Below are 22,775 nucleotides of genomic sequence, written 5' to 3'. Positions count from 1 at the left end.
CTCAGACGTGCGGCCCGTGTGAGTGCAATGCGGCAACCGGCTGGTCGCAGCGATGCTGCGCTCCCAACGGAACGAATTGCTCCCAGCGAGCTTGCACACCTCCGGGTGAGGGATGCACCGTCCGGGATAACCGCACCTGCCTTCCCTGGCCGTTGGACTCCATCTGCTGGGGTAGCTGCGAGCGGACCTGCTGCTATTGGTCGGGCTGTGACCTGCTGCGCTGCGGCGTGTCACCGTGCTGACAGTTCGCCTGGCATGAGATGAACTAAAGGTATCTGCCGCAACATTAAAACGGGGAGTGGGGTAAATCAAGGCTATCCCGCAAACTTAACCAAGGACAGGCTGAACTTTTCCCTGCTGTTTCCGGCGGTGGGAGCTTTATTTTGTGAAATAAGGTAAGACCCTTTTTAACCTGATGCTGAGCCACGGAGAGACACATATCCCTCTGTGGCTTTTTGCTTTTCACCCTCGGAGTATGAGGTTATTCGGCTCCGACAGCTGATCTCTTGGCACCCGTCACAATCGCATTTCCGTTCGGTTTCCCACTGATATTCCCGTTCGGCCGCGTCATCCTGTGCCTGTAAACGCTTGCAATTTATCCAACTTGGGGTTCAACCTTCGATATTAAGGAGATGACCTTGGCCAATATTACAGGAACGAAATATCACGATAACAACACGTTTAACAACCCATTGTGGCAGTGGCGCTCCGATCTGGATGGCACCAATGGGAACGACACCATCAATGGGTTGCAGGGTAATGACATTCTCAATGGCAAAAATGGCAACGACCGGCTGATCGGTGGAAGCGGAAATGACAGGCTCAATGGGGACAACGGTAACGACCAGCTGTTTGGCGACTCGGGCAACGACACGCTTAACGGGAATGCTGGAAATGATACCCCGCGCGGGGGACCCGGCAACGACCGGCTCAATGGCGGCACGGGTAATGATTCGCTGTCGGGCGAAGCAGGCAATGACATACTCAACGGAGATTCAGGGAACGATTCGCTAAGCGGCGGAACCGGTCACGACACCCTCAATGGTGGAACCGGAAATGATCGGCTTAATGGCGGACCCGGCAATGACATTTTGTCGGGTGGGAGCGGCCGGGACACACTCACAGGCGGAACCGGAGCGGATACGTTCGATTTCAACTCGGTGGGCGAGAGCCCTCCTAATGGTCGCGACACAATTGTCGGCTTCAACCGGGGACAAGGCGACAGGATTGACCTGAAAGCAATCGACGCCGACAGAGGCTGGCCACTTGGCAATCAGGACTTTAAGCCAAGCCAGCTGATCTATGAGAAGGTCAATGGAAATGGCCTGTTGACAGTGAACATATATGACGGTGATGATCTTCAGATAATCCTGGCAGGATACCCGCCGCTAAACGTCAACGAGGACATAATTGGATAACTGTTGCTGATTCTCTGCTGGCGCTAGGGCCTATCCGGCTTGGTGAAGCGCTGGCAGAGGGCTTCACCCATTTGTATATGAATCTAACGACTTCGGTAGACAGTTTTGATAAATTGAACTATTTTCCAGGAGTCGCCAACGAATATATAAGCGCAAAGAGATATTCCCCGCACCTGAAAGTGTTTCAAGAGATACAAGTCCTAAACACCCCTTGGAGAAGACGTGTCAAGGCTTCTGACCCCCCGGACAACTCAATACGCTGCATCTTCTCCTCGCCATCCAGGCACAGCACTCAAGGTCTCGACCGGTTATCTTGAAATTTCCCGGACTATTCGTTTCAAAGCAGCCGCATGAGGTGCCGTAATGTCCTTGTCTTCGGTGGAGGATTTCAAGGCCTTGGCTTGATAAAAGCCCTCCGCAAGGTAGCGGGAATACGTATTCTGGTAGCGGACCCCAATGAGGAAAACGTCGCGCGCTATTTTGCAGACGCTTTCTTCCCGGTGCCTTTTTCAAAGGAGAAGCAGGTATTCCTGGATTTTATTCTCCCTCTGTGCACACGGGAGAGTGTGGAAGCCATCTTCGCATCCACCGAACATGAAGTGGAGTTGCTGGCCCCTCACTACGATGCTTTTGCCGCAAGCGGCGTCGTAGCTTATGTCTCCGGGTTTTCACTGCTGAAACTCGCATGGGACAAGCTCCTGTTTTATCGCTGGCTGATCGAGGAGGGCTTGCCCTCATTGCCTTGCTACATCTCGCCGTTGGATGATGACGCGATTTTTCCCCTGATTGGCAAGCCGCGGCGTGGTTGGGGAGCCCGCGGCCTGCATGTCCTTGCCGACCGTGAAGCTTTTTTGAAACTTACAATCGACCAGAACCAGGAATTCATATGGCAGCCTTGTCTGCATGAATTTGATGAATACTCCGTTGATTTCTCGATCAGCGTTGACGGCAACATTTCTCCCCTTGCGTTCCGACGCCGAATTCGCTCGAAAAATGGATTCGCGATTCTCTGTGAGCCTGGCGCCCCTGCCCATGTTCGCGAAACCGCCCAGCACGTTCTGGAGCGCACCGTCCCTTTAGGAGCGTGCGGGCCTATGAACCTGCAGATATTACGGACTGGCGATCGCTGCTGGGTATCCGACCTCAATTCACGTGCCGGCACATCCATGCCCTTGAGTCTTGCTATCGGTTTTAACCCTATTGCCTTTTTACTGGGGGGTGGGGCCGCGGCCCCGGCCGAGGCCGATGTGATCAACGGCGTTCCCGCTCCAGGTTCACATGCAAGGACGCTGCGCTATCTGGAGGAACGCAACATCCTGGATTTAAAGCTGGACGAGGTGCGGGGAGTCGTGTTTGAGCTGGACGACACACTGCTTGATCAGAAAGCCTGGATGATCCGCAAGCTGGAGCTGACCTGGCATGAGGAAAAAATTGTCCTGCCCGCGCGCACAACATTTCTTTCCACGGCGTTGCAAATCATCGAGGAAGGCAATCACGCATGCCTCTTCGATACGCTGTGTTTGCAATTGGGATTGGGTGATGCCATCCGCGTGCGCATGATCGAAACCTACAATCAAACGCAGCCGAAAGATTGTCCGCTCTACGGTGACGTACAGGCGACCTTGGGTCAACTTCGCCGATTAGGCTACCGAATTGGAATTTTGGCTGACAATCCACCCGCGTCACAACGGCAGAAGCTGGATGTTTGCGGCCTGCTGCCGCTGACGGATGCCGGGGTGTTGACTGCGGAGCGGGGAACAAAGAAACCCGATCCTAAAGTTTTTGAGGAATGCGCCCGCTTGCTCAACTTGGCGCCGAAGCAGCTTGTCATGGTAGGCAATAATGTATTCAGGGACGTGCAAGGTTCCTGCAATGCAGGCTTTCGGCATGCCTTTCATATACAAAGAGCTGGTGCCCTCTTCAACTTCAGTCCGGATTTGATGCGGAGCGTTGGCAACGCTATGCCGGGATGTACGTCGATTAGCAGTTTGAATGAGCTGTTCTGGTATTTGAAAGGTTGTGAAAACGTTGCATCACAACAGAAGAGGTAGGGCGCAATAGCTTCGTTTACGCCGGTGTGATCTCTCTCAGCGGTTGGTATCGAATTTGCCCTGTGGGGAGATACTCAAGAATTCGTCCCATTGTAGCTGTGCCATTTCTTGCGATATAAAATCCACCTACTTTCTCCAGATAGGCCTCATCACCTTCTACAGCGATCAGCTGCAATACCTCCTGTCCAATTTTAGTAAACTTCCAAATAGCAAGATCTACCTTCGTCGCGATTTTCCCACGTTGAGCGGCCAAAATGAGATTACCAGACGTAAATAGTTCTTCTTGCACGGAGCTTTCCCGGAAGGTTTCAAGACCCAATTCTGTAGGGTACATCGCACCGAGCTCGCCTAACGCAAAATGATGTCCCGGGTAAATTTCTCTGTATGTTCGCAGCCATCCGGCATCAGCCGCTACGATAAAAGATGAACCCTGATAATTAATGGCAAGTTTTGCCATATTCTCTAGAAGAGTCGCGTCGGCTTTGGTGAGGTTCTTAACAAAATCAAGAGTTTTAAGTGAGTAACTCCCGGGCTTCTTTATTTCGCCAGAAAGTATCCGCCCCCACAGTTCTTGCATCTGCTGAGACGACACATCTTGAGCTGAATTGAAGAACCTAGATACCCAGTCCTCATCTGGTTTCTGGTCTGGGACGCTACTTTGAGCTAGTAGATCTGCCGCAGCAACGGAGGTGATGTTTTCAATATTTCTTTGTCGTTTGCGCTCTTGGTAATTTGAGCGACTGTTGGCTCTATCCTCGTTACTTGGGGCTTGGAGGGTGAGCGTCTGATCGTCCGGCTTTTGCCAAATCTCAAATTCCCCGTCCTTAAACACAACAGGAAGGTGATGTTGGTCCGCTATGTTTATCAGTGCCGAAGAGATAGTGCGCACTTCATATGCTTTCGCGTCGGCATTTCTCCTTATTAAGTAAGGACGAGAGACAGCGCCGATTCCATTGGAGATCACTTCAATAAGCCGAGTTAGGGGCTGACTCAAGCCCGCGAGATCTTTGATTTCCACATCTTTTCCTTGCTGGATAAAATGATATTAAAGCTCTTTTTTATAGGCCACGGTTCGGACCCAAGCCCGACAAACTGTTCCTTGGCGCGTGTGTCGCGCATTCGGTAAGAGCGCGGGAGGCTGCTTGGCCGCAATATCTAACTATTAAACGGAATTTCCAGGAGGAGCTATCACAAACATATGCTTAAAAACTGATTTGTAACTGGTCGCTTCTTTGCAAGGCAAATGTTCTTCTTACCAATCAAATCCCCAACCCCTTCCAAATCTCGTCCACCCGCGTCTTCACTGCCTTATCCATCACAATCGGCTTTCCCCATTCCCGGTTCGTTTCCCCTGGCCACTTGTTGGTGGCGTCCAGTCCCATTTTTCCCCCCAGACCCGATACGGGGCTGGCGAAATCGAGATAATCGATTGGGGTATTCTCGACAATCAGCGTATCCCTTGCAGGATCAACACGGGTGGTAATGGCCCAGATGACTTCCTTCCAGTCCCGGATATTAACGTCATCGTCGGTGACGATAATGAATTTGGTATACATGAACTGCCGCAGGAAACTCCACACGCCGAACATGACGCGCTTGGCGTGGCCCGCGTACTGCTTTTTCATGCTCACCACGGCCATGCGGTAGGAACAGCCTTCGGGCGGCAGGTAGAAATCGACGATTTCGGTGAACTGCTTTTGCAGCAGGGGCACGAACACTTCGTTGAGCGCCACGCCCAGTATCGCTGGTTCGTCCGGCGGCTTCCCGGTGTAGGTGGAGTGGTAGATCGGATCGCGCCGCATGGTGATGCGCTCGACCGTGAATACCGGAAAAGTCTCCTGCTCGTTGTAATAGCCGGTGTGGTCGCCGTAGGGGCCTTCCAGTGCTGTCTCGCCCGGATAGATGTATCCTTCCAGCACGATTTCGGCGCTCGCCGGAACCTGCAAGCCGTGGCTCAGGCATTTGACGATCTCGGTTTTCGCGCCGCGCAGCAGTCCCGCGAACTGGTATTCGCTCAAGGTATCCGGCACCGGCGTGACCGCGCCCAGTATGGTGGCGGGGTCCGCCCCCAGCGCTACTGCGATTGGATATGGCCGGCCAGGATTGGCGAGACAAAAGTCGCGAAAATCGAGCGCCCCGCCCCGGTGGGCCAGCCAGCGCATGATGAGCTTGTTTGGACCGATGACCTGCTGGCGGTAAATGCCCAAGTTCTGCCGGATCTTGTGTGGTCCTTTGGTGACGGTCAACCCCCAGGTGATCAGGGGGCCTACGTCTCCCGGCCAGCAGGTCTGGATGGGCAACTTGCCCAGGTCCACGTCCTCGCCTTCCCATACGATTTCCTGGCAGGGGGCTTTCGACAGCTCCTTCGGCGTCATGTTGAGGACTTGCTTCAGCACCGGGAATTTTTCCCACGCATCCATCAAGCCCTTGGGCGGCTCGGGTTCTTTCAGATAAGCCAAAAGCTTTCCCACTTCGCGTAGCGCCTCGACCGATTCCTGCCCCATGCCCATCGCCACCCGCCGGGGCGTGCCGAACAGGTTTCCCAATACGGGAATGGTGTGCCCCTTGGGTTTTTCGAAAAGGATCGCCGGACCGCCGGCTTTCAACACGCGGTCGCAAATTTCGGTCATCTCCAGACGGGGATCGATCTCGATGGCGACGCGCTTGAGTTCACCCTGATGTTCCAGCTGGGCGATGAAATCGCGCAGGTCCTTGTATTTCATGAGAGGGGTACCTGTTTGGTTGGGTCTATGAGGTAATCAGGCGAGATAATCAAGCGCAATGCCGGCAAATATCGTTGCGCCCACCCAGTTGTTGTGCAGGAACGCTCTGAAACAGCGTGTCCGGTCGCGGTCGTGAATCAGGCGATATTGGTACAGTATCAGCCCCAGTGCGATGGCCAGAGCGAGGTAATAAATCATGCCCAGCTTCTGCACCTGCCCTACCACGACCATCGCGCCCAAAAAAGCCGCGTGGCACGCCATGACCCCCGCCACATCAAAGCGGCCAAACGTGATGGCCGAGGTCTTGATACCGATCTTGAGGTCATCCACCTTATCCACCATTGCATATTCGGTGTCGTAAGCGATCACCCAAAGCAGGTTCGCGCCCATAAGGAACCATGCCAGGAGTGGCACTTCGCCCGTTTGCGCGGCGAACCCCATGGGGATGCCAAAGCTGAAAGCGATGCCGAGGTATGCTTGCGGCATGGCGAAGAAACGCTTGGTGAAGGGATAGCTGGCCGCGAGAAACAATCCGAGAAACGAGAGCTCGATCGTCAACCGGTTCAGCGGCAGGATCAGGAGAAATGCGCACAAGCTGAGCGCCGCCGACAGCAGCAGCGCTTCCTTGGTGCTCACCGCCCGGGTAGCCAGCGGGCGATTTTTCGTGCGTTCGACATGTCCGTCGAAATCGCGGTCGGCGTAATCGTTCACGACGCAACCGGCGGAGCGCATCAGCACCGTGCCCGCCACGAATATCGCCAACACCATCATGCTGGGGACACCGTCTGCGGCAAGCCACAGCCCCCACAGCGTCGGCCACAGCAGCAGGAGAATGCCGATGGGCTTATCCAGCCGCATCAGTTTTTCGTAATGGCCGAGGCGTTGCGTGAGTGTCACTATGCCAGCTCCAGTATGGAAGGAAGAAACACTTCTGTCACCAGAATGGATTGCCCGCGCAAGCTGAACAGCGAACGGCGCGCCCACAGGCCGCTCGGTTTTACCTTCAATTTCTGGCAGGCGCGGTGGAAGAGGGGGTGGGCGGGAGTCAACTTTTTAAATTTGAGCGGCGTGCGCCTGATGACGGGATTGGTAAATAACACTGTTCCCAGCGAGCGGTTGCCGAGGCCGCTCAACCCGCGCCACGCGCCGCGAAGGTCTTTCCTCGCCACCACCGAATGCGCGAATACCACCGGGGTGTTGCCGCAATACAAGTACACTTCGCGCACCAGCGCCAGTTCATTCCGGCGCAGGTTCATCACGGCAAGCTCATCCCCGCATGCCTTGTCGAGAGACTGAAACATCTGCTTGACGCGAAAATTGCTGCAATGCTGCTGGATGAGCTGAGTAAGCGAGCCGCGATTCTGCAACCAGCCGCGCGCCCGTGGAGAGACCGCAGACGGCGCGGGATACCACGCGGATGACCGGACAGGACTCATCACAACCAACTGAAAAGGGTGCATTATGCCGCATAATGCCGCGCGACTGAATCCCTGAATCCTTTATCCCTGCCGGGCAATCGTCTTCCGATGCGACGCGCCGATCCTGCAAGACCGCGTCCGGAGATCGGGTGTCTCAGGTCGGGATTTTCGGGCAATCAGGGTTTTCTTGACAGCAGCAGCAACAACATGGGCACCCCCAGCAAGGCGGTCAATACGCCGACAGGAAGTTGCTGGGGCGCCCACAATGTGCGAGCCAGGGTGTCGGCCAAGGTAAGGAAGCTGCCTCCGAGCAGTATCGATAGCGGCAACAGCCAGCGGAAATCGCTCACGCCGAGCAAGCGGACGGCATGCGGCACGATGAGACCCACGAACCCGATTGCGCCCGCCAGCATCAGCGCGGCCACCGTCGCCACCGATGCGCAGAAATAGAGTCCCACCTGCAAGGGCAACACGGCCACGCCCAGCGTCTGCGCCTTCAGCTGGCCGAGGCCCAGGACGTTGAGGCTGCGGGAAAAGAGCATGCTCACGGCCGTTACGACGCACAGCGTAACCCAAGCGGGAAGCACTTCCTCGGCCCGGGAAACGTCCCCCATCAACCAGAACAGCATGCCTTTCACGTCGCTCGCCGGGGCGAGGGTGAGGATCAAGGTCGTCAGCGCCCCACAGCCCGCGGACAACACCACGCCTGTAAGCAGGAGCCGGTAGAGATTCCAGCCGCCGGCCCGAAAACTCAGGCCAAAAACGATGGCAATCGCGGCCAAGGCTCCCGCGAGCGAGACGATATTGGTCAGCACCAGGCCCCAACCCAGCAACATCGCAAGCAGCGCGCCTACCGCCGCCCCGCCGGACACGCCGAGAATATAAGGATCGGCAAGCGGATTGCGCAGCAGAACCTGCAACAGCACGCCGGCCAGCGCCAGCAGGCCTCCGCAGGCAAACGCCGCCAATATCCGCGGCAGCCGCAACTGCCAGACAATCTGGTGCGCGACATTATCCTTACCGTCGCTGGAAGAGAGCAGAGCCTGGGCAACCGTTTCGGCGGGAATGTGGACGCTACCGAATAGCAGCCCCGCAAACGCGCTGGCGGCAGCAAAAAACAGGAAAAGGGCCAGAAGCTTCGGTCCTCTTCCCACGTTCCATGCAATCATCGCCGCGATGCGTTCGACTCAACGCCAGGTTTTGCGCCCGTTTTGAAACCGGTGAGACAGCAGCCCCGAACCGGCGGCAAAGCGAAAATGGGTATAGGGTTGAGATCGCAGGCCGGCATGAGCAACCCGGGCAATTATCGCAGGCTGATGATGGGCCAGCCGTTTCTTTCCGCATGGGCCTTGAGGGTCGCGTCGGGGTCCACTGCCACCGGGTGGGTAACCTTTTTGAGCAAGGGCAAGTCATTCAGTGAATCGCTGTAAAACCAGCTTTCCAGGAACGACAGCCAGGTCAGGTTGTGTTCATCCAGCCAGCTTTCCAGGCGCGCGATCTTGCCTTCCCTGAAGCAGGGCAGGCCTGAAACCCGACCCGTGAATTCACCATCGTTCTGCTCCGGCTCCGTAGCGATGAGATGGGTAACCTTGAGTGCCCTGGCGATGGGAGCGGTGACGAAGCTGTTCGTGGCGGTGATGATGACGCACAGGTCGCCGGCAAGCATATGCTCTTCCACCAGCTTGCGCGCAGCAGGAGTGATGATCGGCAGTATCCTGTTCTGCATGAAATCGCTGTGCCAGGCATCGAGCTGGCTTCTGGGATGGCGCGATAATGGTTTCAGCTGAAAGTCGAGAAACTCGTGTATATCCAGCGTGCCGGCTTTGTATTGCTCGTAGAACTCCACGTTGCGCGCCTCGTAGACCTCCCGGTCCAGCACGCGCTGTTCGATGAGGAACTGAGCCCATTGGAAGTCGCTGTCCCCAGCCAACAAGGTATTGTCGAGATCGAACAGGGCCAGATTCATGATGCGGCCTGCAATAGTTCACGCACCAGCGGAACGGTAATTTTGCGGCGGCTGGCCAACGCATAATTGTCCAGCGCATCGACAGTGGCAATCAAGGTGGGCAAATCGCGGCGCCCATGGCGGAGCAGGTAGTCGCCCACCTCTTGCGGCAAATCGAGGCCGCGGCTGGCTGCATGGCTTTTCATGGCTTTAATTTTTTCCTCGTCAGTCAGTTCATGAACCTGATATACCAGACCCCATCCCAGTCGCGTCACGAGGTCATCCCTCAGCTTGAGCTGTGCTGGCGCAACAGGTCCGGTTACCAGCAGGAAGGCGTGTCCCTCGTCACGAATGCGATTATAAAGATTAAACAGCCCCACCTGCGCTTCGGGGCCCAGACGATCCACATCATCCACCAATACGCAGTCAATTTCGCCGTCGATTTCGAACCGTGTGTCTTCAGCGCAAGCGAAATAGTTCACGCTTACCCGATGATGCTCGTATGCTCCAGCGAGCCCCTGCAGCAAGCGGCTCTTCCCGCATCCCTCGTTGCCCCATAAATAGAAGAAACGCTCCTTTTCGCGGCCCAGCGGAATGTTCTCCAGGGTCTGCAACAGCTCGGCGTTGCGTCCTGGCACAAAGTTAGCCAGCGTCGGAAGGGGTGGAGGTGCAATGTCCAGCAGGAGTTGTTTCACGAAGCTCACAGAATGGGCCCATAAATTGATAGCGCATGGCGCACACATCCGTTTGAGGTAAAATTGCCGTCACTTTATCTGCAACAGGAAGAGAACTCAACTTGACTTCATTCAAACAGGATAACGCGCAGTCCGCACCCCTTTCCTACCGATCTGCAGGCGTAGACATCGATGCAGGAGATCGGCTGGTCGAAAACATCAAGCCCTACGCCAAGCGCACCATGCGCCCGGAAGTGCTCGCGGGCATAGGCGGGTTTGGCGCGCTGTTTGAAATCTCGAAAAAATATCGTAATCCAGTGCTGGTGTCGGGCACCGATGGCGTCGGCACCAAGCTGAAACTGGCGTTCGAAGCAGGAAAGCATGACAGCGTCGGAATAGACCTGGTGGCAATGAGCGTCAACGACATCCTGGTGCAAGGCGCGGAACCGCTGTTCTTCCTGGACTACTTCGCCTGCGGGCGGCTGGATGTGGACACGGCGACCCGCGTGGTCAAGGGCATTGCGTCCGGTTGCGAACAGGCGGGGTGCGCATTGATCGGCGGCGAGACTGCGGAAATGCCCGGCATGTACCCCGAGGGGGAATACGATCTGGCAGGCTTTGCCGTCGGCGTGGTGGAGAAAGACAGCATCATTACCGGGCTTGATATCCGGGAAGGGGATGCGGTATTGGGGCTCGCATCCAGCGGCGCCCATTCCAACGGCTACTCGCTGATACGCAAGATCATCGAGAAAAATGGCATCGACCTGTCCACCGAATTCGACGACAAGGCGTTAATCGATGTAATCATGGCGCCGACCCGCATCTACGTCAAACCGGTGCTCGATCTGATGAAACAACTGCCGGTTAAGGGCATGGCACATATAACGGGCGGGGGGCTGGTGGAAAATATTCCCCGCGTCCTGCCGAGCGCGGTCACGGCCGTGCTGCAAAAGAATACATGGGAAATGCCTCCGCTTTTCCATTGGCTGCGGCAACAGGGAAATGTAGAGGAGAAGGAAATGCACCGCGTTTTCAATTGCGGTATCGGCATGGCGCTGATAGTGGCGCCAGAGCTGGCCGATAAGGCGAAGCAGTTATTACAATCCGCCGGCGAGACGGTCTGGCGGATTGGTACGATACGAAAACGCGCCGGGAATGAAGCGCAGACGATAATTGAGTGAGCGGCAGGGCACCCGGGCTCGCGCCTCTGCCGATATGAAATCGCTTGTCATCCTGATCTCGGGCCGGGGAAGCAATATGGAGGCCCTGATCGAGGCAAGGCTTCCGGGGCGGATAACGGCCGTTATCAGCAACAGGCCGGATGCGCCAGGGCTGGAAGTTGCAAAAAGGCACGGCATTGAAACCATCGTGCTGGATCAATTGTCTTACCCCGGTCGCGATGCATTCGATGCCGCGCTGGCGCAGGAAATCGACACGCACCAGCCTGATCTGATCGCCCTTGCGGGGTTCATGCGCATCCTGGGGAATGATTTCGTAAACCGTTATGATGGGAAACTGGTAAATGTCCACCCTTCGCTGCTTCCCGCCTTTCCAGGTCTCCATACTCACAGGCGAGCGCTGCAGGAAGGGGTAAAGATACACGGTTGTACCGTACATTTCGTCACCGCGCAGATGGATCGGGGCCCAATTGTTGTTCAGGCGGCGATCCAAGTACTTCCCGATGACACCGAGCAAACGCTGGCCGCCCGAGTATTGGAGCAGGAGCATCGCATTTACCCCGAAGCCGTGCGCTGGTTCATGGAGGGGCGGCTGAAAATCTCCGAAGGCGCGGTTGAAGTAAGCTCTGCCGCATTCGACAGCTCCATTCTGTATTCACCTGGATTATGAAAATGAAATTATCGTTTGATTTGCTGAGAGATTTAAGTTTTTCCTTCGCTGCGCTGACGACCCTTGCTGCGTTTTCCGCTGCCAGCGCTTATGCCGCAGATATTCCGCCCCGCATCGATATCAGCTATACAGTTACATCGGGCAGTCTCGAAGCGGATATGAATGACAAGGTGGAAATCCGGCAGGAAAACGGCGCGCGCAGCTATGCGATCTACAGCGAAGGCCGCGCCAAGGGGTTGCTGGCGCTGACACAGCCGGACAGCGTGGTGCGCGACAGCGAAGGCACGATCACGTCACAGGGGCTTTTTCGCCCCGGCCGTTTCTCCGACAAGCACGGCAACAAGCCGGGGAAGATAGCCATTTTCGATTGGGACAAGAAGCTGCTGACGCTGCAGCATAAACGCGGGGAAGAGCAGAAGCCATTGCCCGCCGATACCATCGACAGGCTCAGTTTGCAGTACGCCTTCATGTTTGCGCCTGTTCCCGTCAAGGTGGTGACGGTGCATGAAACCGACGGCCGACGCCTCGAAGCCACCCGCTATGCGGTAGGCAAGGAAACCCTGGATACGCCAATGGGCAAGCTGGAAACCGTTGTGCTTACAAAGCAGCTGGAAAAGGAGGGTGACCGCGACAAGAAGATCTGGCTTGCGGTTGATCATCACATGTTGCCGGTTCGCGTCGTCGCAGCAGAGAAGTTGGGAATCGTGACGGATCAGATGGTCAAGAACATCAGCTATGCGGAAAAATCGCTCAACGGCCAGAAACAGGGGCGCCTGCACTGACCTGAACCAACCTGAGCCAACCCGCAAACCCGGACGGCAGTGGTCATCCCTGCCGTTATGGTGTATGTTGCGTTCGAGCTGCGCTATTCGCCTTAACTTCCTTCCGCAATACCACTATCGATGCGTCTCACCCCTGCCCACCTGGAGACGGCTACCGCCGCGCTCCGTGCCGTGCTTCCGCTGGAGCATCCCGCTGACTCGATACTTCGGCGTTTTTTCCGGGAGAACCCCAAGCTCGGCGTAAATGATCGGGCGTTTATTGCCGAAACGGTATTCGGCATACTGCGCCATCGTTTTTTCCTGGAGCAGGTGGTCGGCACCGCCACGCCCCGCACCCTGCTGCTGGGCTATCTGGCGAAGTTCCATGGGATGAATCTGCGGGAGCTGACTCCGCTCGTAAGCGAAGCAGAGGCAAAATGGATCGCGCAATTGAAGGCGGCGAGGCCCGAAGCTCAGCCGCTTGCGGTTCAGGCGGAATTCCCGGAGTGGCTGGTTGAAAAGCTGCACGGTTTCCTGGATGAGCAGGGAATTCTCGAACTCGGGCGCTCCATGCAGGAGCCGGCGCCACTCGATCTGCGCGTCAATACGCTGCTTGCGAATCGCGAGGAGGTGCTTGCACTACTCAAAAGCGACGGGATCGAGGGTGATGCTACGCCGTACTCTCCCGTTGGCGTCCGCCTTTCCGGCAAACCTGCAATCAATCGCCATGAGTTGTTCATAACCGGCAAGGTGGAAATCCAGGATGAAGGCAGCCAGTTGCTGGGCTACCTGCTCGCTCCCCGTCGGCGCCACATGGTGGTGGATTTTTGCGCGGGGGCGGGCGGAAAATCCTTGATGCTCGCAGCCCTCATGCGATCGCAGGGACGCATCTATGCATTCGATACCTCGGAAAAACGGCTCAATAACCTCAAGCCGCGCCTTAAGCGTTCGGGGTTGTCGAACCTTTATCCACAGCTTATCGCCAACGAGAACGACTTGAAGGTAAAACGCCTGGCGGGAAAGATCGACCGCGTGCTGGTGGACGCGCCATGCAGCGGCTTGGGGACGTTGCGCCGCAACCCCGATCTGAAATGGCGACAGTCTTTGCAAAGCGTCGAAGAACTCAAGCACAAACAGGCGGCGATCCTTGCATCGGCGGCGAACCTGCTCAAACCCGGCGGGCGGCTGGTTTACGCCACCTGTAGTTTTTTGCCGGAAGAGAACCAGGAAATCGTCAAGAATTTCCTCGCAACCCGCCCGCACTTCACACTTCTGAACTGCGCCGAGTTGCTGGCGCAACAGAAGGTGCCGCTCGACACGGGTGTTTTCATGCAATTGTCACCCCGCTTGCACCACACCGATGGTTTTTTTGCCGCTGCATTGGAACTCGCAGGCAGCGGCAAATGATATCACCCGTGCTTGGCATGCCCGTCTCCAGATGTCTTGCAAGCTGCCTGGCCATTCTGTTTACGGCATCTGCCGCAGCTTTCCAGCCCGCAGCGGGATACGAAGGCCAACACGACAGCAGTCGTGGCACGACGGCACCCGTTACGCTTTCCGCGACCGGAACGGTACAAGCGGCCTTCACGCCAGGGGATGATATTGGAAAGCTCATCGCCGACGCCATCGATGCGGCGCAACACCAGGTTCTGGTGCAGGCATTCAGTTTCACCCACCGCAAAATTGCTGATGCACTGATCGCAGCCAGTCGTCGCGGGGTGGACGTGAAAGTAATTTCCGACAAGGACCAGATCCACCGGATTCGGACGAGTTTGATATCGAAGATGGCGGCAGACGGCGTGCCGGTTTTTACCGATTCCGCCCACGACAGCGCTCATAACAAAGTGATCGTGATTGACGCCGGCAGTCCGGCGGCGACGCTGATCACCGGCAGCTTCAACTTCACCCATGCCGCGCAGTACAAAAACGCGGAGAATGTGCTGGTGATGAAGGGCAATACGGCGCTGACCGATCTTTATCGGAAAAACTGGCAGCACCATTACGAGCACTCGCGGCCTTACCGATAGCGCTTGCGGTTTGTCCCGGTTTGTTTCGCCAACCAGGTTTCTCCCAAGGGGACTTTTCGAGGTTTCCGAATGCAATCCAATACCGAGTTCCAGAGTCTGCTGCGTAATCTGATCACGGATGTGCAGGAAACCAGCGTGTTGTGGCAGATTGCCGTGCTGGCCGCAAGCCTCGGGCTTGCCTGGCTGCTGCAGCGGCAATTCGAACGACGCTTCCCTTCCGAAAGCAGAAGCCGCAGGCTGAATATCAGCATGCAGAGCATGAGCCGCCTCATGTTTCCGCTGTTCGCGCTTGCGCTGGTCATTCCCGGGAGATGGGTGCTCAGCTACTGGTACCCCACCCATCTTCTCAACATCCTGGTGCCGCTGCTATTCGCGCTCGCGCTGATTCGCGTGACTGGCTATATATTGCGCAGGGTGTTTTCGAGCCAGAAGTGGCTGCACTCCTGGGAGCTATTTATCGGCTGGACGGTATGGATCGGGCTTGCGCTTTATATAACAGGCCTGCTGCCCGAGATTCTGGATCTTCTCGACAATATCGGGTTTCACATCGGCAAACAGCGTTTGTCGTTATTGCTCATCGCGCAGGGCATCCTTGCCTTCACCGCCAGCATACTGGTTGCGCTCTGGATGGCCAGCGCATTCGAAACGAGGATCATGGATGCGAAAGCGCTGGACATCAATCAGCGCGTCATCCTCTCGAAAATGAGCCGCTCGATTCTGATTGTGGCAGGTGTCTTGATCGCGCTACCCATGGTGGGGGTAGATATTACCGTTTTGTCCGTGTTCGGGGGCGCGCTTGGGGTAGGGCTCGGATTCGGCCTGCAGAAGATTGCGAGTAACTACATCAGTGGATACATCATTCTGTTGGACCGATCCCTGCACATCGGTGATACCGTGGCGGTGGACAACCGCAAGGGAGAGGTTGTTTCACTTACTACGCGATATGTGGTGCTCAAGACCGAAGACGGGACTGAAGCGCTTATTCCGAACGACACGTTTATTACGTCGACGGTTGTCCGCCAAACCTATGCTAACCACCGGTTGCGTCTAATTACAACCATAAAGGTCAGCTACTCCAGCCCGGTGGAGACGGCCATGCGCATCATGCTGGAAGCCGCGAAGCGGCAGCAAATATTGGCGGAACCCGAACCTGTCGTTATCCTCAAGGAATTTGCCGAGAACGGTGTCATCATTGACCTGATGATATGGGTGCAAGATCCAGAAGGCGGGGTGTTACGGCTGCGCTCCAACCTCCACCGTGAAATCCTGGCGGAATTTGAAAAGAACGGTATCGGCGTGAAGTAAGACTGAATGGGAACACCTGAATAATTCCAAGCGAATTAAATGGACCTCGTGCCCACCCTTCCAGAGGTGCCCGCCTTGAAATCCACCCGAAACTTGAGATACGATTCCACTATCGAAGACTTGTCCGGAGACATCCAATCGCGGATATAAATCCGGGTCGTTAAGGTTTGCTGCTCGCAACACTATGAAGACGATACTACCGGCGCTGCTGTTCGCGCTTTGCTCAATGCAGGTTTCCGCCCAAAAAGAGGCTCAGGAATTTCCCTGGTCCAAAGCGGCAAAAATCATCGCGGCGGATGAGGCAAAAGCCGCCGCCTCAAAATCGAAAAAGCCGGAAACGCAGCGGGAGAGCGATACCAAAAAGCGCGAGAAAACATCTGACGCGGACCACAAGAGCAAATAACGATTGAGTGCGACCGCGACGTCAGACTTCCTCCCAGAAACGAGTTCATAACATCGGGAACTCTTTATGGGCGCCTTGATTTTCTATACCGGGATCTATTTCCTGGGGTACTACACCGCGCACTTGCTAAACCAGGCGGTTGGCCGGGCTTTGATAGCCCATCGCCGTATCGCCGGTCTTGTTCTCGTTCTCACCGTCAGCATGGCCCACGCATACAAGATAATGACCTCTTCCCCGCCTCACGATCACGGGGATGGGGCAGGATACGCGCTCGGTTTATACGTGATCCTGCCGGTCACCCTCATTGCGATTGCGGTGTTCTTTTTCAGCCGGATGAGTGACCAGGATGATGATGAAAGTCCTCCCTGAAAGTCCCCCCTTAGGTAAGCCAGCGGTAAGGACGAGATGGGCTAGACGGTTTTTTTCTGTATGAATTCTATCTTGTAGCCGTCCGGATCTTCCACGAAAGCAATAACGGTGGCGCCGTGTTTCATCGGTCCCGCTTCCCGCGTTACCTTGCCGCCGCGCTTTTTCACTTCCGCACACGCCTGGTAGGCATCGTCCACTTCCACCGCGATATGCCCATAGCCGTTGCCCAGGTCATATTGCCTGGTGTCCCAATTGTGGGTGAGTTCCAATACTGCGCCCTGCTTCTCGTCCTGGTAACCGACAAAGGCGAGCGTAAATTTTCCCTCGGGGTAATCTTTCTGCCGCAGTACTTTCATCCCTAGCACCTCGGTATAGAAGGCGATGGATTTCTCCAGGTCGCCGACCCGCAGCATGGTATGAAGAATACGCATATCAGATCTCGATCATCTCAAAATCTTCCTTGCGCGCGGCACATTCCGGGCAAGTCCAGTTCATCGGAACATCTTCCCATCGAGTGCCGGGAGGAATGCCTTCTTGTGGCGACCCTTCGGCTTCATCATATACATAACCGCAAATAAGGCACATGTAGCAACGGTAAACGCGAGTTTCGGTGGTGGTCATGATGAGCGAGAGTAATTGGGTTAATTAGGTTAAAATGTCATTTTACGGTATTAGTCCATGTCTCAGCCACCCCCCACGGTACTTTCTTTCGCTGCCAGTGACTCGACCGGTGGTGCCGGTATTCAAGCCGATATTCTCACCCTAGCCAGCATGGGATGTCACCCGTTATCGGTGATCACAGCCATTACGATTCAGGATACAGCCGGCGTGGACGACGTAATGGCCCTCGATCCGGAATGGGTTGCCGATCAGGCAAGGGCGGTCCTGGAAGACATGCCTGTAAACGTGTTTAAAATCGGGATGCTCGGAAGTGTGGAAATTATCGCCTCGATTGCGGAGGTCATTTCCGATTATCCGAACATTCCGCTGGTACTGGACCCGGTGCTCGCTTCCGGGCGCGGTGACGAACTCGCCAACGACGAGATGGTGATGGCCATGCGCGAACTGCTGCTTCCCCAAGCGACCATTATTACCCCCAATAGCCTGGAAGCGCGCCGGCTCGCACAGGATGACGATGACGATGATGACGATGACAACCCAAACTTAAGCCAGTGCGCAGGACGGCTTTTGAGCCTGGGCTGCGAGTACGTCCTGATTACCGGAACCCACGAAAACACTTCGCAGGTTATCAACAGTCTGTACGGAAGCGCTGGGGTGGTGCGCTCGGACAAGTGGCAGCGGTTGACGGGATCGTACCATGGGTCTGGCTGCACCCTCGCATCCGCCATTGCTGCTGGCCTGGCGAACGGGCTGTCGATCGCCGAGGGTGTCTATGAAGCTCAGGAGTATACCTGGCAATCGCTGAAAGCCGGATTTCGGCCGGGAATGGGACAGCATCTGCCTGACCGCCTGTTCTGGGCGCGCGACGAGAGCGATATCGGGAACGACAAAGATGACGCAAAAGGCGGCGATTAACGGGTTATACGCGATCACACCGGATGTGACTGACACCTCCGAGCTGGTTGCGATGACGCAGCAGGCGCTTGAAGGCGGAGTCAGCGTGGTCCAATACCGCAACAAGGCAGCCGACAGCGATTTGCGCCTGCACCAAGCCCATTCCCTTGCCCGTCTTTGCCAGGATTTTCAAGTTCCCTTCATCGTCAACGATCATCTCGATCTGGCCATCGCCGTCGGCGCCGACGGCGTGCACCTAGGGGGCGAGGATACTCCGCTCGCGGAAGCGCGCCGCCGCCTGGGAGTGGGGAAGATTATCGGGATTTCCTGTTACGATCAACTGGGCCGTGCCGTAGAAGCCGAGCAGCACGGTGCCGACTACGTCGCATTCGGGGCCTTTTTTGCTTCAGTCACCAAGCCTGGAGCAACGCACGCCCCGCTCGACCTGCTGGCCCGCGCAAGGCAGGAACTGCGGCTTCCAATCATCGCCATCGGGGGCATCACGCCCGATAATGGCGGTGAGTTGATTCGGCGCGGTGCCGATGCGGTGGCCGTGAGCAACGCGCTGTTTTGCGCCCACGACGTCCGCTTGGCCGCGGCAAAGGTTTCCCGCTTGATTAAGCAAAATAAAGCGAAACAAGCATTCCATTCCTCCTCATCATCATCATCATGGGCTAACCATAATGTCACGTAACCAGCAATTATTTGAACGTTCTCAACAATATATCCCCGGTGGCGTGAACTCGCCGGTCCGCGCCTTCAAGTCGGTGGGGGGCACGCCTATATTTTTCGAGAGAGGACTCGGACCTCAGGCGTGGGACGCGGATGGCAATGTCTATATCGATTACGTCGGCTCATGGGGCCCTCTGATTCTTGGTCACGCCCATCCCGAAGTGGTCGCGGCGGTGCAGGCGGCCGCGCAAAAGGGTTTGACCTTTGGCGCACCAACCGCCGCGGAGCTGGAGATCGCGGAGCTGTTGTGCAATCTTGTTCCTTCGATTGAGCAGGTGAGGCTGGTAAGTTCGGGAACCGAGGCCACAATGAGCGCCATTCGCCTCGCGCGGGGATATACGGGGCGTAACCGCATCATCAAATTCGAGGGTTGCTACCATGGGCATGATGATGCCCTGCTGGTGAAGGCAGGTTCTGGAGCCCTGACGTTCGGCAATCCGAGTTCCGCCGGGGTTCCGGCAGAAACCGCGTCCAGCACGGTGGTGCTGGACTACAACGATATGAACGGCATCGAGCAGGCGTTTAGTCAGTTTGGTGATGAAATTGCGGCGATCATCGTTGAACCGGTCGCCGGCAATATGAACCTGGTAGCCCCAAACCCAGGATTTCTGCCGGGCCTGCGCGAACTGTGCACCCGTCATGGCAGCGTACTGATCTTTGATGAGGTAATGACCGGCTTTCGCGTCGGATTGGAATGCGCGCAGGGGCTTTATGGCGTAAAGCCAGACCTCACCACGCTCGGCAAAGTCATCGGTGGAGGCATGCCGATGGCGGCGTTTGGCGGCAGGCGCGACATCATGCAGTGTCTCGCGCCACTGGGTGCGGTGTATCAGGCCGGCACGCTTTCCGGTAACCCGGTCGCGGTAGCGGCCGGACTTGCCACGTTGCGACTGGTGCAAGAGCCCGGATTCTATGACAAGCTTTCCGCCAGAACCCGGCAGTTGACAGAAGGCCTTACCGCTGCTGCCCAAGAGCGCGGAATCGTTTTTTGCGCACAGGCGGTGGGAGGCATGTTTGGCCTTTATTTCCGGAAGAGCCTGCCGACCAGTTACGCTGAAGTAATGAGCTGCGACAAGGAAGCGTTTAACCGCTTTTTCCATGCAATGCTAAAAGCCGGCGTCTATTTTGCGCCGTCGGCGTTTGAAGCCGGTTTTGTTTCCGCAACTCATGGCGACGTGGAAATCGGTAAAACGTTGGCGGCAGCGGCACAAATATTCGATTCGTGGAAATAAAAACGGCTCCGGACATGTCCGGAGCCGTCTGTTACGTGCGGCCTGAAGACCGGGTTAAGCGTTAGCGCAGGCCCGAGATGTACTCGGATACTGCCTGCATTTCCCTTTCGCTCATGCGCGTGGTAATCATATGCATCACCTGATTATCATCGTTTGAGCGCAGCTCCTTTCGGAATGCTCGCAGTTGTGTCAGGGTGTAATCCCGGTGCTGACCCCCGAGACGGGGATAATTCGGCGGCAGACCAGAGCCATTGGGTGAATGGCATCCTGCGCAAGCAGGAACACTCGTCTCGAGATTACCGCCCCGGTATACTTTTTCACCCTGTTCAGCCAGAGCCTTATCCTGGGCGGCGCCCGGTTTAGGCTTTTGTTGAGCATAGTAGGCGGCCAGATTCGTCATGTCTTCCGGGGACAGCGGCGCAACCATCGCGCTCATTACCGCGCTTTCCCGCGTTGCCGGCTTGCCATCCTGGGATTTGAAATTATTCAATTGCTTGGTGATATACTCGGCATGCTGTCCGGCCAAGCTGGGGTTTGCCGGTATAACGCTATTGCCGTCGGCATTGTGACAGGCTGCGCACACTTGCGTTGCAATTTGCTGACCTTTAGACGCATCGCCCTTGATCTTTCCAGTCTCTGACGGAGCTTTCGCGAAAACGGGATTGGATAGCGCCAGTGAGGCTAATACCACGACTTTTGAAATCAATTTCATGCCTTGCATTCCTGACGCTCCGGAAGAAAAGTGATAACCATGTCAATAACATTGTATTTTAGCAGGGCAAGGGCGGGTTCACAACAATAAAGCAGCTGAACTACCAATCATTTTGATGACGTAAACTGTTCTGCCAAAGAGCGTTTTCATCAAGTCGTCGGAAGAAACATTCCAGCCGCAAATGTCGTCCTGGCGGGCAATCGACGCGAGTTTCCGCAAATAATTCTTCGTTACATGTCGTTCCGGGGAGAAAAAATGGGCACAAAAATTTTTGTTAATCTGCCGGTGAAGCATCTTGGCAAATCGGTAGAATTCTTTACCAAGCTGGGCTTTGAATTCAATCCTCAATTCACCGACGAGACCGCGACCTGCATGATTGTGGCGGAAGATATTTTCGTCATGCTCCTGACGGAGGAAAAGTTCAAGTTGTTTACGCCGAAGAAGATTTGCGACGCGACGCAAAGCACCGAAGTGCTCGTTTGCCTGTCCCGGGAGAGCCGTGAGAAAGTCGATGAGATGGTACGTAGCGCGGTCGCAGCGGGCGGCGCCACCTACAATGAACCCCAAGACCATGGATTTATGTACGGACACGGGTTCCAGGACCTGGACGGGCATATCTGGGAGCTCATACATATGGATCCTTCTGCAATGACTCCGGACGAACGCAATGACAATAAATGACGCAACCGCTCCCTCCAGATACAATCGAGAATTCGACCTTCTGTTTGTTGCCGAGAATCAGGCGTGTAAATGAGAATCGTCTTTTTTCTTCTGCTGTTTATCAACCTGATTTTCGCGGCTTATATCCAATGGGACCCCGGAGCCAGCAGTCGCGTGCAACTGGCAGCGGAATTTCATCCGGAAAAAATCCGACCCCTGTCGGTGCTTCCTGAGTCGGCCGCTTCTGCATCTATCACTTCTGCGCCTGTCACTTCTGCGCCCATCAATTCGGCTCCCGTTACACCTGCACCTGTCACTGCTGCGCCGGCCCCGCCTCCCCTCGCCGCTGTTACACCTGAGACTCCGGCACCCGCGCATGTGGCATCCTCCGTTCCTTCTCCCACCGCTCCGGCTGCGCCGGAAACCTGTCTGGAATGGGGAAAATTTCTCGGGGTTGAGCACGCGCGTATCGAGGCCGCAATGGGGCGACGGCAACTGAATCATGAGGCACAGCGCGTCGCAGTAGGGAAAAAAACCGGTTACTGGGTTTATATTCCGCCGCTTAGGAACAGCGATCACGCGGTACGAAAGATGGGAGAGCTTGGCAGACTGGGGCTGAACAATTACTACCGTGTCGAGGACAACGGCCAATGGAACAATGCGATTTCCATGGGTTTTTTTGACGACGAGGATGAGGCGGACGATCTCCTGGAGGAATTGAGGCGCACCGGCGTAAGGTCCGCGGTCATGGGAAAGCGGAGCCTGGAACAAATAAAATTTGTCCTGCGCGATCCGCCTCAAGATGTGATCGAAAAGATGAAGGCGCTAAAAGCTGAGTTTCCCGGGAGCGAGCTTAAAACCCTCGAATGCGACGCCCGCCCGAAGGCGAGATGAGCGCCCGACGCGCGGCCCGCGTAAGTACGCCGTACCTGGGCGCGGCTTGTGTCTCCCTCTCCACCGGTCCGAGCATTCCCGGCTGAAT

At 56.1% G+C, this 22,775-nt stretch carries 25 protein-coding genes; 15 read left to right on the top strand and 10 right to left on the bottom strand.

From position 1 onward, the window contains the following. Nucleotides 1-638: 638 nt before the first annotated feature. Together BM022_RS16255 and BM022_RS00245 are read left to right on the top strand one after the other, a co-directional pair. Entirely contained in the window at nt 639-1,418 is a 780-nt protein-coding gene (locus BM022_RS16255; protein WP_305728852.1) for a calcium-binding protein, read from the top strand. Nucleotides 1,419-1,768: 350 nt separating this feature from the next. Then, complete coding sequence (locus BM022_RS00245; RefSeq protein WP_091135611.1) at nt 1,769-3,469, top strand: HAD hydrolase-like protein; 1,701 nt, start codon at nt 1,769-1,771, stop codon at nt 3,467-3,469. A gap of 16 nt (nt 3,470-3,485) precedes the next feature. On the opposite strand, the gene BM022_RS00240 is transcribed toward BM022_RS00245, so the two are convergent. The 7 genes from BM022_RS00240 to hda all read right to left on the bottom strand — a co-directional run bounded on the left by BM022_RS00240 (nt 3,486) and on the right by hda (nt 10,250). Then, nucleotides 3,486-4,487 (bottom strand): DUF2806 domain-containing protein, encoded by a 1,002-nt coding sequence (locus tag BM022_RS00240; protein WP_091135609.1) that lies wholly within the window; start codon nt 4,485-4,487, stop codon nt 3,486-3,488. A gap of 241 nt (nt 4,488-4,728) precedes the next feature. Then, the gene (ubiD, locus tag BM022_RS00235; protein ID WP_091135606.1) at nt 4,729-6,192 is read right to left on the bottom strand and encodes a 4-hydroxy-3-polyprenylbenzoate decarboxylase; all 1,464 of its coding nucleotides are present in this window, start codon (nt 6,190-6,192) and stop codon (nt 4,729-4,731) included. Between the two features lie 36 nt (nt 6,193-6,228). Beyond that, complete coding sequence (gene ubiA / locus BM022_RS00230) at nt 6,229-7,089, bottom strand: 4-hydroxybenzoate octaprenyltransferase (protein WP_091135604.1); 861 nt, start codon at nt 7,087-7,089, stop codon at nt 6,229-6,231. Next, a complete protein-coding gene (locus tag BM022_RS00225) occupies nt 7,089-7,628 on the bottom strand; it encodes a chorismate--pyruvate lyase family protein (protein ID WP_091136066.1) in 540 nt (179 codons plus the stop codon). The genes ubiA and BM022_RS00225 overlap by 1 nt, the downstream gene beginning before the upstream one ends. A 158-nt stretch (nt 7,629-7,786) precedes the next feature. Then, the gene (locus BM022_RS00220) at nt 7,787-8,779 is read right to left on the bottom strand and encodes a FecCD family ABC transporter permease (protein ID WP_091135601.1); all 993 of its coding nucleotides are present in this window, start codon (nt 8,777-8,779) and stop codon (nt 7,787-7,789) included. Nucleotides 8,780-8,913: 134 nt separating this feature from the next. Beyond that, the gene (locus BM022_RS00215; RefSeq protein ID WP_091135599.1) at nt 8,914-9,576 is read right to left on the bottom strand and encodes a histidinol-phosphatase; all 663 of its coding nucleotides are present in this window, start codon (nt 9,574-9,576) and stop codon (nt 8,914-8,916) included. Beyond that, nucleotides 9,573-10,250 carry a DnaA regulatory inactivator Hda gene (gene hda, locus BM022_RS00210; protein ID WP_091136065.1) on the bottom strand — a complete coding sequence of 226 codons (678 nt, stop codon included), beginning with the start codon at nt 10,248-10,250 and terminating at the stop codon, nt 9,573-9,575. The genes BM022_RS00215 and hda overlap by 4 nt, the downstream gene beginning before the upstream one ends. Before the next feature lie 101 nt (nt 10,251-10,351). Here hda and purM point away from each other — a divergent pair, with 101 nt between their 5' ends. The 8 genes from purM (at nt 10,352) to BM022_RS00170 (ending at nt 16,942) form a co-directional block, all read left to right on the top strand. Beyond that, on the top strand, nt 10,352-11,410 hold the full coding sequence (gene purM, locus BM022_RS00205; protein WP_091135597.1) for a phosphoribosylformylglycinamidine cyclo-ligase: 1,059 nt from the start codon (nt 10,352-10,354) through the stop codon (nt 11,408-11,410). A gap of 34 nt (nt 11,411-11,444) precedes the next feature. Continuing rightward, complete coding sequence (gene purN / locus BM022_RS00200) at nt 11,445-12,077, top strand: phosphoribosylglycinamide formyltransferase (protein WP_091135594.1); 633 nt, start codon at nt 11,445-11,447, stop codon at nt 12,075-12,077. Between the two features lie 2 nt (nt 12,078-12,079). Continuing rightward, nucleotides 12,080-12,859, top strand: coding sequence for a DUF3108 domain-containing protein (locus tag BM022_RS00195; protein WP_091135591.1), 780 nt, complete (start codon nt 12,080-12,082; stop codon nt 12,857-12,859). 120 nt (nt 12,860-12,979) lie between these two features. Next, the gene (locus BM022_RS00190; protein WP_091135589.1) at nt 12,980-14,245 is read left to right on the top strand and encodes an RsmB/NOP family class I SAM-dependent RNA methyltransferase; all 1,266 of its coding nucleotides are present in this window, start codon (nt 12,980-12,982) and stop codon (nt 14,243-14,245) included. Then, the gene (locus tag BM022_RS00185; protein ID WP_091135587.1) at nt 14,242-14,865 is read left to right on the top strand and encodes a phospholipase D family nuclease; all 624 of its coding nucleotides are present in this window, start codon (nt 14,242-14,244) and stop codon (nt 14,863-14,865) included. The genes BM022_RS00190 and BM022_RS00185 overlap by 4 nt, the downstream gene beginning before the upstream one ends. Nucleotides 14,866-14,934: 69 nt before the next feature. Beyond that, nucleotides 14,935-16,170 (top strand): mechanosensitive ion channel family protein, encoded by a 1,236-nt coding sequence (locus BM022_RS00180; RefSeq protein WP_091135585.1) that lies wholly within the window; start codon nt 14,935-14,937, stop codon nt 16,168-16,170. A 184-nt stretch (nt 16,171-16,354) separates the two neighbouring features. Beyond that, entirely contained in the window at nt 16,355-16,573 is a 219-nt protein-coding gene (locus BM022_RS00175; RefSeq protein WP_091135582.1) for a hypothetical protein, read from the top strand. Nucleotides 16,574-16,639: 66 nt separating this feature from the next. Next, entirely contained in the window at nt 16,640-16,942 is a 303-nt protein-coding gene (locus tag BM022_RS00170; RefSeq protein ID WP_091135579.1) for a hypothetical protein, read from the top strand. Between the two features lie 41 nt (nt 16,943-16,983). On the opposite strand, the gene gloA is transcribed toward BM022_RS00170, so the two are convergent. Together gloA and BM022_RS00160 are read right to left on the bottom strand one after the other, a co-directional pair. Beyond that, complete coding sequence (gene gloA, locus BM022_RS00165; protein WP_091135578.1) at nt 16,984-17,373, bottom strand: lactoylglutathione lyase; 390 nt, start codon at nt 17,371-17,373, stop codon at nt 16,984-16,986. A 1-nt stretch (nt 17,374) separates the two neighbouring features. Beyond that, on the bottom strand, nt 17,375-17,563 hold the full coding sequence (locus tag BM022_RS00160) for a rubredoxin (protein ID WP_091135575.1): 189 nt from the start codon (nt 17,561-17,563) through the stop codon (nt 17,375-17,377). A 57-nt stretch (nt 17,564-17,620) separates the two neighbouring features. Between BM022_RS00160 and thiD the strand changes: the two genes are divergently transcribed. From thiD to hemL, 3 genes are read left to right on the top strand one after another with little or no spacing between them, the layout of a single operon-like run. Next, entirely contained in the window at nt 17,621-18,478 is an 858-nt protein-coding gene (gene thiD / locus BM022_RS00155) for a bifunctional hydroxymethylpyrimidine kinase/phosphomethylpyrimidine kinase (RefSeq protein WP_091135573.1), read from the top strand. Further along, nucleotides 18,456-19,151 (top strand): thiamine phosphate synthase, encoded by a 696-nt coding sequence (gene thiE, locus BM022_RS00150; RefSeq protein ID WP_091135571.1) that lies wholly within the window; start codon nt 18,456-18,458, stop codon nt 19,149-19,151. Before thiD ends, thiE begins: the two co-directional genes overlap by 23 nt. Beyond that, complete coding sequence (gene hemL / locus BM022_RS00145) at nt 19,138-20,421, top strand: glutamate-1-semialdehyde 2,1-aminomutase (RefSeq protein ID WP_371264275.1); 1,284 nt, start codon at nt 19,138-19,140, stop codon at nt 20,419-20,421. Before thiE ends, hemL begins: the two co-directional genes overlap by 14 nt. Nucleotides 20,422-20,482: 61 nt before the next feature. Here hemL and BM022_RS00140 read toward each other — a convergent pair whose 3' ends face one another. Next, the gene (locus BM022_RS00140; RefSeq protein WP_256208757.1) at nt 20,483-21,133 is read right to left on the bottom strand and encodes a c-type cytochrome; all 651 of its coding nucleotides are present in this window, start codon (nt 21,131-21,133) and stop codon (nt 20,483-20,485) included. Between the two features lie 255 nt (nt 21,134-21,388). On the opposite strand from BM022_RS00140, the gene BM022_RS00135 reads away from it, so the two are divergent. After that, nucleotides 21,389-21,814, top strand: a complete 426-nt coding sequence (locus BM022_RS00135) for a VOC family protein (protein WP_091135565.1) — start codon at nt 21,389-21,391, stop codon at nt 21,812-21,814. A 69-nt stretch (nt 21,815-21,883) separates the two neighbouring features. Beyond that, nucleotides 21,884-22,687, top strand: a complete 804-nt coding sequence (locus tag BM022_RS15360; RefSeq protein WP_091135563.1) for an SPOR domain-containing protein — start codon at nt 21,884-21,886, stop codon at nt 22,685-22,687. Nucleotides 22,688-22,775 lie beyond the last annotated feature (88 nt).

Origin of the sequence: Nitrosospira sp. Nsp14, from assembly GCF_900113575.1 — a bacterium.
Lineage (GTDB): Bacteria > Pseudomonadota > Gammaproteobacteria > Burkholderiales > Nitrosomonadaceae > Nitrosospira.
The sequence above is the reverse complement of the archived record's forward strand: the minus strand, read 5'-3'. Positions and strand labels throughout refer to the sequence as shown.